Raw genomic sequence first — 17,828 nt, 5'->3', positions numbered from 1 at the left:
GTGCGCCGCTTCAATCTTTCCGAGTGGGCGTTGTCCAACCGCCCGCTGGTGCTGTTTGCGATGCTGGCCTTCGCGCTGATCGGCGCATGGTCGTACAAGCATCTGGGCCAGTCCGAGGACCCGCCGTTCACCTTCAAGGCGATGGTGGTGCGCACGTTGTGGCCCGGGGCCACTGCCGAGCAGGTCTCGCGGCAGGTGACCGAGCCGCTCGAGAAGGCGCTGATGAATACCGGCGAGTACGAGTTCATCCGCTCGTACTCGCGTCCGGGCGAATCGCAGATCATCTTCATGGCGCGCGACAGCCTGCGCTCCAGGCAGATCCCGGACCTGTGGTACCAGGTGCGCAAGCGCGTGGGCGACATCCGCCCGACGCTGCCACGCGAGATCGTCGGTCCGTTCTTCAACGATGAGTTCGGCGACACCTACGGCAACATCTATGCGTTGACCGGCAAGGGCTTCGACTATGCGGTGATGCGCGACTACGCCGACCGCATCCAGCTGGAACTGCAGCGGGTGCCCGACGTCGGCAAGATCGACCTGGTCGGCCTGCAGGACGAGAAGGTGTGGATCGAACTGTCCAACACCCGGCTGGCCACGCTGGGCGTGTCGATGCAGCAGGTGCAGCAGGCGCTGGCCGACCAGAATGCAGTGACCGGCACCAGCTTCTTCGAGACCGCCACCGATCGCGTGCAGCTGCGGGTGACCGGCCAGTTCAACGACATCGAAGCGATCCGCCAGTTCCCGATCCGCGCCGGTGACCGCACCGTGCACCTGGGCGACATCGCCGAGGTCAAGCGCGGCTTCGCCGATCCGGCGTCGCCGAAGATGCGCTTCATGGGCGAAGAGGCGATCGGCCTGGCGGTGGCGATGAAGGATGGCGGTGACATCCTCAAGCTCGGCGCCAACCTCGATGCCGAGTTCGAACGCCTGCAGAAGACCCTGCCGGCCGGTATGCAGCTGCGCAAAGTGTCCGACCAGCCGCAGTCGGTGGAAGAGTCGGTCGGCGAGTTCGTGCAGGTGCTGACCGAGGCGGTGGTGATCGTGCTGCTGGTCAGCTTCTTCTCGCTGGGCCTGCGCACCGGCCTGGTGGTGGGCGTGACCATCCCGCTGGTGCTGGCGATGACCTTCTTCGTCATGCACTACTTCGACATCGGCCTGCACAAGATCTCGCTGGGTGCATTGGTGCTGGCGCTGGGCCTGCTGGTGGACGATGCGATCATCGCGGTGGAGATGATGGCCACCAAGATGGAGCAGGGCTATGACCGCCTGCGCGCCGCCAGTTTCGCCTGGGAGTCGACCGCGTTCCCGATGCTGACCGGCACCCTGATCACCGCGGCCGGCTTCCTGCCCATTGCCACTGCGGCATCGAGTACCGGTGAATACACCCGCTCGCTGTTCCAGGTGGTGACCATCGCGCTGGTGGTGTCGTGGATCGCGGCGGTGCTGTTCATCCCGTACCTGGGCGACAAGATGCTGCCGGACCTGTTCAATCCGCAGCCGCCGAAGCCGGGCAGCCTGTCCGCGCGCTGGCTGGCCAGGCGCCAGCAGTGGGCCGACCGCTACCCGGCGCTGGCCAACCTGATCGCGCCGCCGCAGCACGGGCATGACCATGATCCGTACCAGCGCCCGTTCTACCGCAGTTTCCGTCGCTTCCTCGATGGCTGCCTGCGTCACCGCTGGTGGGTGATCGCCGCGACCATCGCGCTGTTCGTGTTCTCGCTGATGATGTTCCGCTTCGTGCCGCAGCAGTTCTTCCCGGATTCGACCCGGCCGGAATTGATGGTGGACATCGAGCTGGCCGAGGGCGCCTCGCTGCGCTCGACCCAGGCCCAGGCCGAGAAGCTGGAGAAGCTGCTGTCCAGCCGCGAGGGCATTGCCAACTACGTCTCCTACGTGGGCACCGGTTCGCCGCGCTTCTACCTGCCGCTGGACCAGCAGCTGCCGGCGACCAACTTCGCCCAGTTCGTGGTGCTGGCCAAGGACATCAGGTCACGCGAAAGCACCCGCGACTGGCTGCTGCACGAGGTGATCCCGAAGTTCCCGGACGTGCAGATGCGCGTGACCCGCCTGGAGAACGGCCCGCCGGTCGGCTATCCGGTGCAGATGCGCATCTCCGGCGAGCACATCGAGAAGGTGCAGGCGATCGCGCGCCAGGTCGAGGCCAAGGTGCGGGAGAACCCGCACGTGATGAACGTCAACCTGGACTGGAGCGAGCCGAGCAAGGTGGTGCGCCTGGTAGTCGACCAGGAGCGCGCCCGCGCGCTGGGCGTGAGCAGCGCCCAGGTCAGCCAGTTCCTGTCCAGTTCGTTGGCCGGGCAATCGGTCAGCGTGTATCGCGAGGGCAATCGCCAGATCGAGATGCTGCTGCGCGGGCCGGCCGATGAGCGCAACCAGCTGGAGCTGCTGTCCAGCCTGTCGATGCCCACCGCCAACGGTGGCAGCATCACGCTGTCGCAGGTGGCGACGATGGAGTACGGCTTCGAGGACGGCATCATCTGGCACCGTAACCGGTTGCCGACGGTGACTGTGCGCGCCGACATCAGTGATGGCATGCAGGCGCTGGACGTGGTGCATCAGATCCTGCCCACACTGGACGGCATCCGTGCCGAGCTGCCCAGTGGTTACCTGCTGGAAACCGGCGGTACCGTGGAGGATTCGGCGCGTGGCCAGAACTCGATCAAGGCCGGCATGCCGCTGTTCCTGGTGGTGGTGGCCACGCTGCTGATGCTGCAGCTGCGCAGCTTCTCGCGTGCAGCGATGGTGCTGGTGACCGCGCCGCTGGGCATCATCGGCGCGACCCTGTTCCTGCTGCTGTTCCGGGCGCCGTTCGGCTTCGTGGCGCTGCTGGGCACGATCGCACTGGCCGGCATGATCATGCGCAACTCGGTGATCCTGATCGACCAGATCCAGCAGGACATCGATGCCGGGCATGACCGTTGGCATTCGATCATCGACGCCACGGTGCGCCGCTTCCGCCCGATCGTGCTGACCGCACTGGCAGCCGTGTTGGCGATGATTCCGCTGTCGCGCAGCGCGTTCTACGGATCGATGGCGATCTCGATCATGGGCGGCCTGATCGTCGGTACGGTGCTGACCCTGGTGTTCCTGCCGGCGTTGTACGCGGCGTGGTTCCGGGTGAAGCCCGATGAATCCGGGGCGTGATGCCCCGGCGTCCACGGCCAGCGCCTCTGGCAGGTGCCAACCTTGGTTGGCACTGCTCGCGGTACCTGCTTTCTGTAGAGCCGAGCCACGCTCGGCTGCTCTTCGCGCGTTGATGGGATGAGTCGAGCATGGCTCGACTCTACACAAGCATCACGCAGGGCATGGATCTACCGCAGCTGCAGGCCGGTCCGTAGCACCGGCAGCAGCCATTCGATGAACACCTGCACGCGCAGCGCACGGTGCTGCCGATGCGGCTGCAGCAGGGTGACCGGCAATGGCTGTGCGACGTGCTGTGGCATCACTTCCACCAGCGCGCCGGATTGCAGCTCGGCCTGTACGTCGTAGCGCGGAATCTGCAAAAGACCCAACCCCGCCACACAGCACGCGATCGATGCCTCGGCGCTGTTCACACGCACCCAGCCAGGCATCGGCAGCGTGCGCAGTTGGCCGCCGTCCTGCCACTCCCACGGTTCCACCCGTGCCGTGGTCGGCGACGCGTAGTTCACCGCGCGATGCTGCGGCAGGTCGGCAGGATGCTGCGGCACGCCGTGTTCGCGCAGGTAGGCCGGCGCCGCGACGTTGGCAAAATCCAGTTGGCCCAGCGTGCGCGCCACCAGGCTGGAATCGCCCAGTTGGCCGACCCGCAGCACCGCATCGCAACCGTCTTCGATCAGGTTCACCGCGCGGTCGGTCATGCCCAGGTCCACTTCCACCTGCGGATACTGCGCGAAGAACCCGGGCAGCGCCGGTGCGATGATGCGGCGGCCGATGCGGCTGGGTACGTCGATCTTCAGCAGGCCCGACGGCTGGGCGTCGACCTGGAGGAACAGCGATTCGGCGTCTTCGACCTCGGCGATCAGGCGCAGGCAGCGGGCATGGAACACGTCGCCGTCGTGGGTGGTGGACACCCGGCGGGTCGAGCGCTGCAGCAGGCGGGTGCCGAGCCGCTGCTCCAGCTCCGCAATGGCTGCCGAGACCGTGGAACGGGGCAGGCCGAGCTGGTCGGCGGCGCGCGTGAAGCTGGCGCACTCCACGACCCGGGTGAAGATGCGGAAGCGATCGATCCGGTCCATTGTTCGCTGACTCTGGAAAGTTAAGTCAAAGTGGCGGGCTTTATCCGCATTTTCTGCACGATATCGTCGTCAGGGCAGGGTTGCCACCCCGGGCAGCCCCCTCCCGAGACCGAAGCCATGACCGAGCATTCCCTCAAGGGCAAGACCGTGCTGATCGCCGGTGGCGCCAAGAACCTGGGTGGCCTGATCGCCCGCGACTTCGCCGCACAGGGCGCCAAAGCCATCGTCATCCACTACAACAGTGCCGCTACCCAGGCCGATGCAGAAGCGACGGTAGCCGCGGTGCAGGCCGCCGGCAGCAAGGCGGTGGCCCTGCAGGGCGACCTGACGTCGGCGGCAGCGATGGAGCGCTTGTTCGCCGATGCCGTGGCCGCAGTCGGCCGTCCCGACATCGCCATCAATACGGTCGGCAAGGTATTGAAGAAACCGCTGCTGGACATCAGCGAAGTGGAGTACGACGAGATGAGCGCGGTCAATGCCAAGGCCGCGTTCTTCTTCCTGAAGGAGGCAGGTCGCCACGTCAATGACGGTGGCCGCATCTGCACCCTGGTCACCTCGCTGCTGGGTGCGTTCACGCCGTTCTATTCCAGCTACGCCGGCACCAAGGCGCCGGTCGAGCACTTCACCCGCGCGGCGTCGAAGGAATTTGGTGAGCGCGGCATTTCGGTGACCGCGATCGGTCCCGGTCCGATGGACACGCCGTTCTTCTATCCGGCCGAGAGCGCCGATGCGCAGGCGTATCACAAGACTGCGGCGGCATTGTCGGCGTTCACCCGCACCGGGCTGACCGACATCGCCGATATCGTGCCGTGGATCCGCTTCCTGGTGACGGATGGCTGGTGGATGACCGGGCAGACGATTCTGGTCAATGGTGGGTACACCACCAAGTAACGCAGCCACGCACGGCGTGGGTCTACGAGTAGAGCCACCCCATGGGTGGCTGCGCACGATATCCGACGGGAAGCGCGCCACGCATGGCGTGGCGCTACCGGATCAGCCCAGCTTCGCCAGCACCGCGTCGGTCGCTGCCGCGGTACTCACGGCCTGGCCCTTGGCGGCCAGGTCGGCAGTGAACACCCCATCATCCAGCACCGCATGCACGGCGGCTTCCACCGCGGCCGCTTCGGCTTCCAGCCCCAGCGAATGGCGCAGCAGCATCGCGGCGCTGAAGATTGTCGCGTACGGATTGGCGATGCCCTTGCCGGCGATGTCCGGGGCCGAACCGTGGATGGGCTCGTAAATGCCCACCGCACCCGGCTCGCCCAGCGAAGCCGACGGCAGCAGGCCCAGCGAACCGGCCAGCATCGAGGCCTCATCGGTGAGGATGTCGCCGAACATGTTCTCGGTGACGATCACGTCGTACTCGCGTGGCTTGGCCAGCAGGTGCATGGCCATCGAATCGACCAGCTGGTGCTCCAGCGCCACGTCCGGGAACTCCTCGCGGCCGATGCGTGCGGCCACGTCGCGCCACAGGCGCGAGGTTTCCAGCACATTGGCCTTGTCCACCGAAGTGACCTTGCCGCGACGCTGCTGGGCCAGGCGGAAGGCACTGCGCAGCACGCGTTCGATCTCGGCCACAGTGTAGCGGCACAGGTCGCTGGCGCTGTCGGCGTCGCGGGTCTTGTCGCCGAAGTAGATGCCGCCGGTCAGTTCACGCACCACCACGAAGTCCACGCCCTGCAGCAGCTCGGCCTTGATCGGTGATGCGTGCAGCGCGGCTTCGTGGGTACGTACCGGGCGCAGATTCGCGTACAGGCCCAGCGCCTTGCGGATCGCCAGCAGGCCCTGCTCGGGGCGCACCTTGGCGTTCGGGTCGGACCACTTCGGGCCACCGACCGCGCCCAGCAGTACCGCATTGGCGGCCTGGCAGGCGGCGAGGGTCGACGCCGGCAGCGGTTCACCGTGGCGGTCGATGGCGATGCCACCGATGTCGTGCTCGCTGAAAGTGAAGGTGTGGTTGAAGCGTCCGGCGACCGCCTTCAGGACGGCAACTGCCGCGGCGGCCACTTCCGGGCCGATGCCATCACCGGGCAGGACAACAATCTCAGCGTGCATGCTCACTCTCGTAACGTTCGATTTCAGGGACACGGCCCAACAGATACCCCAACTGGTCGACGCCTTCCAGCAGGCAGGTCTGCGAGAAGCCATCCAGCGGGAAGGAATAGACGCGGCCAGCGGGGGTGCGCAGCTCGCGCGCAGCCACGTCGATGGTCAGCGCATCGTCCGGGCGCTGCATCAGCGCCTGCACGTCGGCCTCGTCCAGCACGATCGGCAGCAGGCCGTTCTTCAGCGCGTTGCCGCGGAAGATGTCCGCGATCTCGCTGCTGACGATGGCACGCAGGCCCAGGTCGGTCAGCGCCCACGGTGCATGCTCGCGCGAAGAACCGCAGCCGAAGTTGCGGCCCGCCAGCAGGATGCTGCGGCCGGCGTTGTGCGGCTGGTTGAAGGCGAAGTCGGCCACCGGCGAACCATCAGCTTGCCAGCGCCAGTCGTTGAACGCGTTGCGACCCAGCCCGGCACGCTCGGTGGTGGACAGGAACCGCGCCGGGATGATCTGGTCGGTGTCGATGTTGGTCTGGCGCAGCACCACGCTGGCCGAGGTCAGGGTACGGAAACCGGCCATCACGCCACCTCCTGTGCGAACAGTTCGCGGGTGTCGGCCACATGCCCGTTCACCGCGGCCCACGCGGCGCTCATCGGCGAGGCCAGCAGCGTGCGCGAACCGGGCCCCTGCCGGCCTTCAAAATTGCGGTTGCTGGTGCTCACGGCCAGCTGGCCGGGGGCGACCAGATCGCCGTTCATCGCGATGCACATCGAGCAGCCCGGCTCGCGCCATTCGGCACCGGCCGCGCGCACGATCTCGTGGATGCCCTCGGCTTCGGCCTCGCGCTTGACGATCTCCGAGCCCGGCACCACCAGCATGCGCACCCGGTCGGCGACGCGACGACCGCGCAGCACCTGCGCCACTTCGCGCATATCACTCAGGCGGCCGTTGGTGCACGAACCAACGAACACTACGTCCACCGGTGTGCCCGCCAGCGCCTTGCCGGCCTGGAAGTGCATGTAGTCCAGGCCCTTCTGCGCGGCGGCATCGTTGGCGGCGGGAATCGGCGCATCCACGGCGATCGCGGTACCCGGATGCGTACCCCAGGTCAGGGTCGGGCGGATGTCGGCGGCGTCGATGTGCACTTCGCTGTCGAAGCGCGCGCCGTCATCGCTGCGCAGCTGTTGCCAGCGCGCCACGGCAGCGTCGAAGTCGGCGCCCTTGGGGCCGCGCGGCGTAGCGGCGACGAAGTCGAAGGTGACCTGGTCGGGCGCGACCATGCCGGCGCGTGCACCTGCTTCGATCGACATGTTGCACAGGGTCATGCGCTGTTCCATGTCCATCGCTTCGATGGTGCTGCCACGGAACTCGATCACATGGCCGGTGCCGCCGTTGACGCCGATCACGCCGATGATGTGCAGGACCACATCCTTGGCGCCGACGCCGGGTGCCAGCGCACCGTCAACGGTGATCGCGAAGGTCTTGGCCTTGCGCTGCAGCAGGCACTGCGTGGCCAGCACGTGGCCGACCTCGCTGGTGCCGATGCCGAAGGCCAGCGAGCCGAATGCACCGTGGGTGGAGGTGTGGCTGTCGCCGCAGACGATGGTCATGCCGGGCTGGGTGAAGCCCTGTTCCGGCGCAATGACATGGACGATGCCGCGGTTGTCCGAGGCCATGTCGAACAGTTCGATGCCGTGCTCGGCGCAATTTCGCGCCAGGGTGGCGACCTGTGCCTCGGAAGCGGCGCTGGCGTAGGGCAACGTGCCGTCCGCGGCGGCCGGCAGGGTCGGCGTGGAATGGTCCATCGTCGCCTTGGTGCGGTCCGGCCGGCGCGGCGACAGGCCGCGCTCGCGCAGTTCGGTGAATGCCTGCGGTGAGGTCACCTCGTGGATCAGGTGCAGGTCGATGTACAGCACGGCGGGCGCGCTGTCGGATTCGGGAACCACCACGTGGGCGTCCCACAGTTTGTCGTACAGGGTGCGGGGTGCGGAAGTCATGCGTATGCCTGGCAGAAGTACGAAATAGCGAACATCAGTAAAGAAAGCGGAACGGTCAAGTCAGCGCCGGCGGGCGAGCACACGCAGGCGCACGTAGTCGGCCAGCGGCTGGCCGGCGGCATTGCGTGGCAGGTCGGCCAGCAACGCGGTGGCAGCCTCGCGCACGGTGGCGCGGGCCTCGGCGGGCAGGTCATCCAGCAGCGGCGCGGCGAATACCCGCAGCCAGCCGGCCACGCCGGTCGGCAGTGGGGTCGGGCGCGGCGTGCATTCGATCAGCTGCACCTGGAAGCCATGCTGGCGCAGGCGGTCGGCATAGGCATCGGCGCTCGGGAAGTACCACTGGAAGGTGCTGGCGCCATGGCCGTGGGCCACGCGTGCGGCCTGTACCGCGGCGACGATCGTGGCGACGTTGCCATGGCCGCCGAACTCGGCGACGAAGCGGCCACCGGGGCGCAGCGCGCGACGCACGCCTTCCAGCACGCGGTCCGGGTTGCCCATCCAATGCAATGCGGCATTGCTGAAGACCGCATCGAACTCGCTATCGAACGACAACGCGTGGCCGTCCATCACCTGCGCGTCGACGCCACGTGCACGGGCGGCGATCACCAGTTCCGGCGACGCGTCCACGCCGTGGATGCGCGCGCCGCTCAGGGCCAGTTCGGTGCTGAGCACGCCGTCGCCACAGCCCAGGTCGAGGATGCGCTCACCGGCGCGCGGATCGAGCAGGCGCGCGACCGCGCCACCGAGCAACGGTACGAAACCGGCATCGATCGCATAGTCCTGGGCGTTCCACTGCTGGCCAGCGGCTGCGGTAGGAGTGTCGAAGGCGCTCATCTCGGGTTCCTCAGGCGGTTGCGGGGGTGGGAACGTCGGTGCTGCTTTGGGCGGCGGCGTGGCGCTGGCGCAGCAGGCGGTTGGCCACGTCCAGCCAGGCCAGCGCGGAGGCTTCGATGATGTCCTTGCTGGTACCGGTGCCGTCGTACTCCACGCCGTCGTGGCGCACACTCAGATTGGCCTCGCCGCGGGCATCGGCGCCGATGCCCACGCTGTGCACGTGGTAGCTGTCCAGCATCAGCTGTACGCCGGTGGCGGCCGACAGCGCGCCGAACAGGGCATCGACCGGGCCGTCGCCCTGCGCGGTCTCGGCCACGCGGTTGCCGTCCGGGTCGGACAGTTCGACCAGCGCGTTGGCACGGCTGCCGACATCGCTGATGGTCATCGACGCCAGGCGGTAGCCCTGCGCGTTGGAGCCGCCCTGCATCAACGTCTGCAGGTCGGCATCGGTGACCACGCGCTGCTGTTCGCACAGGCCCTTGAACTGCTCGAACACCAGTTTCAGTTCGTCTTCGTCCAGCCAGAAGCCCAGCGCACGCAGGCGCGCTTCAACAGCGGCGCGGCCACTGTGGCGACCCAGCACCATCTGCGAATCCTCCCAGCCCACATCTTCCGGGCGCATGATTTCGTAGGTGCCGCGATGACGCAGCATGCCGTGCTGGTGGATGCCCGATTCGTGGGCGAAGGCATTGGCGCCGACGATGGCCTTGTTGCGCTGCACCGGCATGCCGACCAGGCGCTGCAGCAGCTGCGAGGTGCCGACGATGCGCGGGGTGTTGATCGAACTGTCCTGCTCGTAGAAGGCCTGGCGGACTTTCAGCACCATCGCGATCTCTTCCAGTGAACAGTTGCCGGCGCGCTCGCCGATGCCGTTGACGGTGCACTCGACCTGGCGTGCACCGCCCTCGATGGCGGCCAGCGAGTTGGCCACGGCCAGGCCCAGGTCATTGTGGCAGTGCGCGCTGAAGATCACGTTGGCGGCATTCGGCACATCGGCGACGCCGGCGATGACCTGCTGGAACATCGCGCGGATTTCTTCCGGCGTGGTGAAGCCGACGGTGTCGGGCAGGTTGATGGTGGTGGCGCCGGCGGCAATGGCTACGCGCGAGACTTCGATCAGGTAGTCCAGCTCGGTGCGGGTGGCATCCTCGGCCGAGAATTCGACATCGTCGATGTACGAGCGTGCCAGCGATACATGCTTGCGTACCGATTCCAGCACCTGCTCGCGGGTCATCCGCAGCTTGTGTTCGCGGTGCAGCGGGCTGGTGGACAGGAACACGTGCAGGCGCGGGTTGGCCGCAGCTTCCAGGGCACGCGCCGAGGTTTCGATATCGGCCTGCAGGCAGCGCGACAGCACGGCCAGGCTCAGGCTCGGGCGGCGCAGCTCACGGCCGATCAGGGCCATCGCCTCGCGGTCGGACTGCGAGCTGGCCGGGAAGCCGGTCTCGATGATGTCCACGCCCAGTTCGTCCAGCGCACGCGCCATCACCAGCTTCTGCGGCGGGCTCATGCTGCAGCCGGGGGACTGCTCGCCGTCACGCAGGGTGGTGTCGAAGATGCGGATGCGCGGGGTGGTAATTCGTTCGATGGTGGTCACAGGGAAATCTCCTCGACAGCGGGTGCGGCGGCTTGCAGGGGGGAAGGGGAAGAGGTGGGGGACGCGAGGGCGCTGGCCTTGCCGGGCGAGCGTGGGGTTTCACTACGCCGTCGCCGTGGTTTGCGCGGCGGGCGCGGCCGGATGTCGGTGAGCAGGCCGGCCAGGACACCCGCATCGATATTCCCGCCGGACACCACCGCGCACTTGCGGCGGCCAGCGACACGGCGGCCTGCTGCCAGCGCCAGCGCACCGGCGCCCTCGGCGATGATGTGTTCTTCCAGTGCCAGCCGGACCAGGGTTTCACGCAGTTCGGCTTCGCGAACGATCACCACGTCGTCCAGCAGCGAGGTGCACAGGCGTCGGGTCAGGAATCCGGGGATCTTCACCCGCACGCCGTCGGCCAGCGAGGCGACGGGGGCGATCTCGCGCACGTCGCCGCGGATGGCGCGCGCCATTGAGTCAACGCCTTCCACCTGGGCGCCGATCACGCGCACGCCCTGTGATTTCAGCGCCAGTGCAACGCCGGAGGCCAGTCCGCCACCACCAATCGGCACGATCACCACGTCCGGTGCGTGCGCGGCCAGCTCGATGCCGACCGTACCCTGGCCGGCAATCACATCGGCGTCGTCGAACGCGGACAGGAAGCGGTAGCCATGGCGCTGTGCCAGTTCGACGGCGAAGGCGTAGGCCTCGTCATAGCTGGTGCCATGCTGGCGCACGGTGGCGCCCCAGTGAGCGACGCCGGCGATCTTGGTGGCCGGTGCGCCATGCGGCATCACGGTGATGGCCGGGACGTCCAGGCGGTAGGCTGCCCACGCCACGCCCTGGGCATGGTTGCCGGCCGAGGCGCAGATCACCGGCCGGGTATCGCCGCGCTCGCGGCCGGCCAGCAGCGCGTTCAACGCGCCGCGCACCTTGTAGGACCCGGTGCGCTGCAGGTTCTCCAGCTTCAGCCAGGTGCCGAAGCGCTCGGCATGGTGCAGCGGGGTAGGCGGCAGGAAGCGGCGCAGCCGGGCCTGCGCCGCCAGTACGTCGGCGACGCTTACGTCGCCGACATCGCTTTCCTGGCTGGCATCAGCGGCCGGCATGGGCCACCAGCGGGGTGCAGGCGACCGCCGCATGCGGGCACGGGCGGCGAAGAAGACGCCTCCGTACCGGCACCGTGGTCACTACGGTACGGGTGTTCATACGGATGCTCCTTCCACGGCGGTAACCTGCACGGACACGCAGTCGTAGATCTTCTCGATCTGCCGGCACAGCGTTTCCGCCGGGCGCTGGCCATCCACCACCAGCTGCAGGTGCCAGCGGCCATCGTCGGCGGCCACCGGCGCACCGCTGATCGCACGGGGCGCGAAGCCACGGCGTTCGGCCATGCCGATCACGCGCAACAGCGCGCCTTCGGCCGGGTGCAGCACCAGGTCAAGCCGGTAGTGCATTGGGGATCTCCTGGCGGGCATGGGCGGGGTTGCTTTCCAGCATCGTGCTGTTGGCGGTGTTCGGTGGCACCAGCGGCCATACGTTGGCGCGTGCATCGATGGCCACGTGCAGCAGTGCCGGGCCGGGTTCGGCCAGCAGCGCGGCCAGGCCACCCTCGACGTCATCCCGCGCGTCGATGCGGGTGGCGGCAATGCCGAATACCTGCGCCAGCGCCACGAAGTCCGGGTTGTCGGACAGGTCGATCTCGCTGTAGCGCTCGGCGAAGAACAGCTCCTGCCACTGCCGCACCATGCCCAGCGAACTGTTGTCCAGCAGCACGATCTTCACCGGCAGGCGGCAGCGGGCAATGGTGGCCAGCTCCTGCACGTTCATCATGAAGCTGCCGTCGCCGGACACCAGCACCACGGTGCGATCGGGGCAGGCGAACTGCGCACCCATCGCGGCCGGCAGGCCGAAGCCCATGGTGCCCAGCGCGCCACTGGTCAGGTGGTTGCGCGGGTGGTTGAAGCGGCAGTGCTGGGCCACCCACATCTGGTGCTGGCCAACGTCGCAGGCGATCACCACATCGGCCGGGGCCAGCTCGCTCAGGCGCTTCAGCAGCGCCGGGGCGTAGATGTGCTGACCCGGTGCGTCGTAGCGCGCGGCGAAACGATCGCGGTGCTGTGCACAGCGCTTGCGCCACGCCTCCTGGTGGGCCTTGGGGGAGGGGAAGGCCGCACGCAGGGCGCGGATGGCATGACCGACATTGCCGGGCACGGCGACATCGGCGCTGCGCAGCTTGGAAATCTCATATGCGTCCGCATCGATGTGAACGACGCGGGCGAACGGTGCAAACTCCGCCAGCTTGCCGGTGGCACGGTCGTCGAAGCGTGCGCCCAGCACCAGCAGCAGGTCGCTTTCCTGCACCGCCATGTTGGCCGCGCGGGTGCCGTGCATGCCCAGCATGCCCAGCGACTGCGGATGGCTGGCCGGCAGTGCGCCGAGGCCGCGCAGGGTCATCACGGTGGGGATGGCACTGGCCTCGACGAAGTCGCGCAGGTCCTGCACGGCATCGCCCAGCGCGATGCCGCCACCGGCGTAGACCACCGGCTTCTCGGCCGCCGCCAGCGCGGCGATGGCCTCGGCAATGGCGGCCTCGGCTGGCGCCGGCGGTGGTTCGACGCTGCTGGGCACATGCGCCGGCAGATGGCTGGCATCGGCCAACTGCACATCCTTGGGCAGGTCGATCAGCACCGGGCCGGGGCGACCTTCGCGGGCGATCCGGAACGCATCGGCCACCACGCGCGGCAGGTCATCGACGCTGCGCACCAGCCAGCTGTGCTTGACGATCGGCATCGTCAGGCCGAACACATCCAGTTCCTGGAAGGCGTCGGTGCCCAGCAGCGGCGTGCCGACCTGGCCGGTGATGCAGACCATCGGTACCGAGTCCAGCATCGCATCGGCGATGCCGGTGACCAGGTTCGACGCGCCCGGCCCGGAGGTGGCCACGCAGACGCCCACCTGGTTGCTGGCGCGGGCGAAACCATTGGCGGCCAGCGCCGCGCCCTGCTCATGGCGTACCAGGATGTGCTTCAGCGACGAATCCACCAGCGCGTCGTAGAACGGCATGATGGTGCCGCCGGGATAGCCGAACAGCGTGCGGACGCCTTCGGCCTCCAGCGCCTGGGTCAGCCAGCGCGCGCCGTTGGGCGGCGCGCTGCGGTGTGTGGAAGAGTTCATGGGGGAACCTTGCAAAGCGGGTGGGGGAGGGCCGCGCGGTTACGCGGCCTGTCCTTGCAACCAGACCATCTTGGCGCGCAGTTCCTTGCCCACCTTCTCGATCGGGTGCTCCAGGTCGGCCTGCTTGAACCTGTTGTAGTTCGGCAGGCCCGCTTCGTACTCGGCCACCCAGTTCTTGGTGAAGGTGCCGTCCTGGATGTCCTTCAGCACTTCCTTCATGCGTGCCTTGGTGCCGGCGTCGATCACGCGCGGGCCGCTGACGTAGTCGCCGTACTGCGCGGTCTCGGAGATGAATTCCAGCATGCGCGAGATGCCGCCTTCATAGAACAGGTCGACGATCAGCTTCAGCTCGTGCAGTACCTCGTAGTAGGCGATCTCCGGCTGGTAGCCGGCTTCCACCAGGGTCTCGAAACCGGCCTGCACCAGCGCCGACGCACCACCACACAGCACCGCCTGCTCGCCGAACAGATCGGTCTCGGTCTCTTCCTTGAAGGTGGTCTGGATCAGGTTGGCGCGGGCACCGCCGAGGCCAGCCGCATAGGCCTGGGCATGCTGCGCGGCCTTGCCGCTGACGTCCTGGTAGACCGCCCAGATGCACGGCACGCCACGGCCGATCTCGTACTCACGGCGCACCAGCGCACCCGGACCCTTCGGCGCGACCAGCACGACGTCCAGATCGGCGCGCGGCTCGATCATGCCGTAGTGCACGTTCAGGCCGTGGGCGAACAGCAGGCACGCCCCCTGCTTCATGTTCGGCGCCAGCACATCGTTGTAGAGCTTCTTCTGCACCATGTCCGGGGTCAGCACGGCGACCAGGTCGGCGTCCTTCACCGCATCGGCGGGCGCCACCACGGTGAATCCATCGGCCTGGGCCTTGGCTTCGGTCGGGCCGCCCGGACGCAGGCCTACCACCACGTCGAAGCCGGATTCGCGCAGGTTCAGTGCGTGGGCGCGGCCCTGGCTGCCGTAGCCGATGACGGCGATCTTGGTCTGGGGCAGGTCGTTGGTGCTCATGGGGGAGGTTCCTTGCGGTGGGAAGAAAAAAGAACGGCCGGTCGTCGAGGTGACGTGCCGGCCGGTCAGGGGAAAGCGGTGGAGGGGGCGCCGCGCATCGCACAGGCACAGCCACAGCCACCACGAGGCGTGGTGCTGCAGGTCCGGGTTGTGCGATAAGCGTTGGTCATGGTGGTTGCGTCTGAAACCAGGTCCTGAAATGAAAAAACCCGCACCGGGGCGGGTGCGGGTTTTTGAAGAGTTCCGGTGTGTCTGTTGCTTACACGCTGGCTCGTCCCGCACCTGTCGGTTGGGTAATAAGTACGAGCACAAGAATCGAACGCAGCGAGGCGGCGCCGATGGCGGCGGCTTCGATGTGGGTTCGCGGCGGCGTGTTGTGATGCAACATGTGATCGAGAGAAACACAGCCGTTTTGGTGGTGTCAACCCTCGCGACAGTTTTTTTATCGGTTTCCAGTGAGTCCAGCTAAATCGCTTGCGGCACAAGGATGGTTGCCGCTGAAAGTGTTTCAGTGAACCCGAATTCACTCTTTTCAGAGCGGTTTTTGCGCGGAATCCGGCGGCTTTCTGGCTTCCTCCGCATCTAACGCAGGATCAACGTCCATGACCTCTGCCCGATACCGTAGGAAGGTCGCAGCGGCGAAGATCGAGGGACCACCCTTCCACCGGAACCCGACCGTGTCCCGACGCCTTGCCCGCTCCCTGCTCGCCGCCGCCGTGCTGGCTGCCGTGCCTGCACTGTCCATCGCCGCCGACCGCATCACCGGCCACACCTTCGCCACCCGTTCGGAGGTGATCGCCCCGCATGCGATGGCGGCTACCTCGCAGCCGCTGGCCACCCAGATCGCGCTGGACGTGATGAAGGGCGGAGGCTCGGCAGTCGACGCGGCGATCGCGGCCAATGCCGCGCTCGGCCTGATGGAGCCGACCGGCAACGGCATCGGTGGCGACCTGTTCGCCATCGTCTGGGACCCAAAGACGCAGAAGCTCTACGGCTACAACGGCTCGGGCCGCTCGCCGAAGTCGCTCACCCTGGCCGAGTTCCAGCGTCGTGGCCTGAAGGACATCCCGGCCACCGGCCCGTTGCCGGTGTCGGTGCCCGGTGCGGTCGACGGCTGGTTCGCCCTGCACGACCGTTTCGGTCGCAAGCCGATGGCCGACAACCTGGCGCCGGCCATCCGTTACGCCCGCGAAGGGCACCCGGTGGCCGAGGTAATCGCCTACTACTGGGACCGTTCGGTGCCCAAGCTGTCGCAGTACCCGGGCTTCAAGGAGCAGTTCACGATCAACGGCCACGCCCCGCGCAAGGGCGAGATGTGGAAGAACCCGAACCTGGCCAGCACCCTGCAGAAGATCGCCGACGGCGGGCGCGACGCCTTCTACAAGGGAGACATCGCGCGCACCATCGGTGACTACTTCAAGGCCAACGGTGGCTACCTGAGCTACCAGGACATGGCCGACCACCACGGTGAATGGGTCGAGCCGGTCAGCAGCAACTACCGTGGCTACGACGTCTGGGAGCTGCCACCCAACAGCCAGGGCATCGCTGCGCTTCAGATCCTCAACGTGCTGGAAGGCTACGATTTCTCGAAGATCCCGTTCGGCTCACCCGAGCACGTGCACCTGTTCGTCGAAGCGAAGAAGCTGGCCTTCGCCGACCGTGCGCGCTTCTACGCCGACATGGCATTCCAGCCGGCGCCGGTGCAGAAGCTGATCTCCAAGGAGTACGCCGCGCAGCGCCGGGCACTGATCTCGATGGACAAGGCCTTGAAGGAAGTGCAGCCAGGCACACCGAAGCAGCTGGAGGAAGGCGACACGATCTACATGACCGTGGCCGACGCCGACGGCATGATGGTCTCGTTGATCCAGTCCAACTACCGCGGCATGGGCAGCGGCATGGCGCCGCCGGGGCTGGGCTTCATCCTGCAGGATCGTGGCGAGATGTTCGTGCTGCAGAAGAACCATCCCAACGGCTACGCACCGGGCAAGCGCCCCTTCCAGACCATCATTCCGGCGTTCATTACCAAGGGTGGCAAGCCGTATGCCAGCTTCGGCGTGATGGGGGGCGCGATGCAGCCGCAGGGCCATGCGCAGATCGTGATGAACCTGGTGGACTTCGGCATGAACCTGCAGGAAGCGGGCGACGCACCGCGAATCCAGCACGAAGGCTCGACTGAACCGACGGGTCAGGCCACGGCGATGACCGACGGTGGTGAAGTGAATCTGGAAACCGGCTTCCCGTATGAAACAGTGCGTGCGCTGATGCGCAAAGGGCATCGCATCGTGTTCGCAGATGGGCCGTATGGCGGTTACCAGGCGATCATGCGCGATCCCGACACCGGGGTTTACTACGGTGCTTCGGAGAGCCGCAAGGATGGGCAGGCGGCGGGGTATTGAGGTTTCCCGGCCACCGGGCTGAGCCCCCTCTGCGGTGGGTTCCGGAAAGCGGGATCATGTGATTGGGCCGGGCGGGTGGGCTGGACGGGGGACGCCGCGAGTACGTCCTTGTAGGCTTGGCCGCGGCATCCATGCCGCGGACACCCCCGCCCAGCCCACCCGCCCGACCCCTGACAGTTTCCTGCGGCCGCCACCGCAGGAAGAGAAAGAAGAAGATCAAAAGCAAAGGCAACAGCAACAGCCGCGCGCTGTGGGTTGGGGTCAGATCCGTTTTCCGAAGGAAAACGGATCCGACCCCTTCTTGTTTTCCGATACACCTGATCCACGCATGGCGTGGATCTACTACCGTCACAGGAAATCTGTCGGGGGTGGGGCGATATGGGGGGCAGGACCGTTGGCGCCATGGATGGCGCCATCGAGCCCCCATGGTGAAGTGACCCCCGGGAGTTGGACATCAGATCCAACCCCGAGGGATACATGAACAGATACGACGCGCGTTTCAAACTGCAGGTCGCCAAAGAGGCCTGCAAGACCTCCACATCGGTCAAAGCCGTT

13 protein-coding genes are annotated in these 17,828 nt (G+C 67.0%); 3 read left to right on the top strand and 10 right to left on the bottom strand.

Annotated elements, in window-relative coordinates:
* On the top strand, positions 1 to 3,162 hold the full coding sequence (locus AC5P5V_RS15955) for an efflux RND transporter permease subunit (RefSeq protein WP_134968845.1): 3,162 nt from the start codon (positions 1 to 3) through the stop codon (positions 3,160 to 3,162).
* Positions 3,163 to 3,329: 167 nt separating this feature from the next.
* Here AC5P5V_RS15955 and AC5P5V_RS15950 read toward each other — a convergent pair whose 3' ends face one another.
* Positions 3,330 to 4,235, bottom strand: coding sequence for a LysR family transcriptional regulator (locus AC5P5V_RS15950; protein ID WP_134968846.1), 906 nt, complete (start codon positions 4,233 to 4,235; stop codon positions 3,330 to 3,332).
* 117 nt (positions 4,236 to 4,352) lie between these two features.
* On the opposite strand from AC5P5V_RS15950, the gene AC5P5V_RS15945 reads away from it, so the two are divergent.
* The gene (locus tag AC5P5V_RS15945) at positions 4,353 to 5,126 is read left to right on the top strand and encodes an SDR family oxidoreductase (RefSeq protein ID WP_134968847.1); all 774 of its coding nucleotides are present in this window, start codon (positions 4,353 to 4,355) and stop codon (positions 5,124 to 5,126) included.
* Between the two features lie 102 nt (positions 5,127 to 5,228).
* Here AC5P5V_RS15945 and leuB read toward each other — a convergent pair whose 3' ends face one another.
* The 9 genes from leuB to ilvC form a co-directional block, all read right to left on the bottom strand.
* Positions 5,229 to 6,290: a 3-isopropylmalate dehydrogenase gene (leuB, locus tag AC5P5V_RS15940; protein ID WP_053499071.1), complete on the bottom strand. Its 1,062-nt coding sequence runs from the start codon at positions 6,288 to 6,290 to the stop codon at positions 5,229 to 5,231.
* Positions 6,280 to 6,858 (bottom strand): 3-isopropylmalate dehydratase small subunit, encoded by a 579-nt coding sequence (gene leuD, locus AC5P5V_RS15935; protein ID WP_111201712.1) that lies wholly within the window; start codon positions 6,856 to 6,858, stop codon positions 6,280 to 6,282. The genes leuB and leuD overlap by 11 nt, the downstream gene beginning before the upstream one ends.
* The gene (gene leuC, locus AC5P5V_RS15930) at positions 6,858 to 8,276 is read right to left on the bottom strand and encodes a 3-isopropylmalate dehydratase large subunit (RefSeq protein WP_061479558.1); all 1,419 of its coding nucleotides are present in this window, start codon (positions 8,274 to 8,276) and stop codon (positions 6,858 to 6,860) included. The genes leuD and leuC overlap by 1 nt, the downstream gene beginning before the upstream one ends.
* Before the next feature lie 60 nt (positions 8,277 to 8,336).
* Positions 8,337 to 9,110, bottom strand: a complete 774-nt coding sequence (locus tag AC5P5V_RS15925) for a class I SAM-dependent methyltransferase (RefSeq protein WP_231352286.1) — start codon at positions 9,108 to 9,110, stop codon at positions 8,337 to 8,339.
* Positions 9,111 to 9,120: 10 nt separating this feature from the next.
* On the bottom strand, positions 9,121 to 10,707 hold the full coding sequence (locus AC5P5V_RS15920; RefSeq protein WP_061479556.1) for a 2-isopropylmalate synthase: 1,587 nt from the start codon (positions 10,705 to 10,707) through the stop codon (positions 9,121 to 9,123).
* Complete coding sequence (locus tag AC5P5V_RS15915; RefSeq protein WP_053499063.1) at positions 10,704 to 11,795, bottom strand: threonine dehydratase; 1,092 nt, start codon at positions 11,793 to 11,795, stop codon at positions 10,704 to 10,706. The genes AC5P5V_RS15920 and AC5P5V_RS15915 overlap by 4 nt, the downstream gene beginning before the upstream one ends.
* A 96-nt stretch (positions 11,796 to 11,891) precedes the next feature.
* Entirely contained in the window at positions 11,892 to 12,143 is a 252-nt protein-coding gene (locus tag AC5P5V_RS15910; protein ID WP_005419108.1) for an ACT domain-containing protein, read from the bottom strand.
* Positions 12,127 to 13,863 carry an acetolactate synthase 2 catalytic subunit gene (gene ilvG / locus AC5P5V_RS15905; RefSeq protein ID WP_134969179.1) on the bottom strand — a complete coding sequence of 579 codons (1,737 nt, stop codon included), beginning with the start codon at positions 13,861 to 13,863 and terminating at the stop codon, positions 12,127 to 12,129. Before ilvG ends, AC5P5V_RS15910 begins: the two co-directional genes overlap by 17 nt.
* A 39-nt stretch (positions 13,864 to 13,902) precedes the next feature.
* Positions 13,903 to 14,877 carry a ketol-acid reductoisomerase gene (ilvC, locus tag AC5P5V_RS15900; protein ID WP_053499062.1) on the bottom strand — a complete coding sequence of 325 codons (975 nt, stop codon included), beginning with the start codon at positions 14,875 to 14,877 and terminating at the stop codon, positions 13,903 to 13,905.
* Between the two features lie 677 nt (positions 14,878 to 15,554).
* On the opposite strand from ilvC, the gene ggt reads away from it, so the two are divergent.
* On the top strand, positions 15,555 to 17,273 hold the full coding sequence (gene ggt / locus AC5P5V_RS15895) for a gamma-glutamyltransferase (RefSeq protein WP_134969180.1): 1,719 nt from the start codon (positions 15,555 to 15,557) through the stop codon (positions 17,271 to 17,273).
* Positions 17,274 to 17,828: the final 555 nt, after the last annotated feature.

Source organism: Stenotrophomonas sp. YJH_SMC_130 (assembly GCF_059369035.1).
The sequence above is the reverse complement of the archived record's forward strand: the minus strand, read 5'-3'. Positions and strand labels throughout refer to the sequence as shown.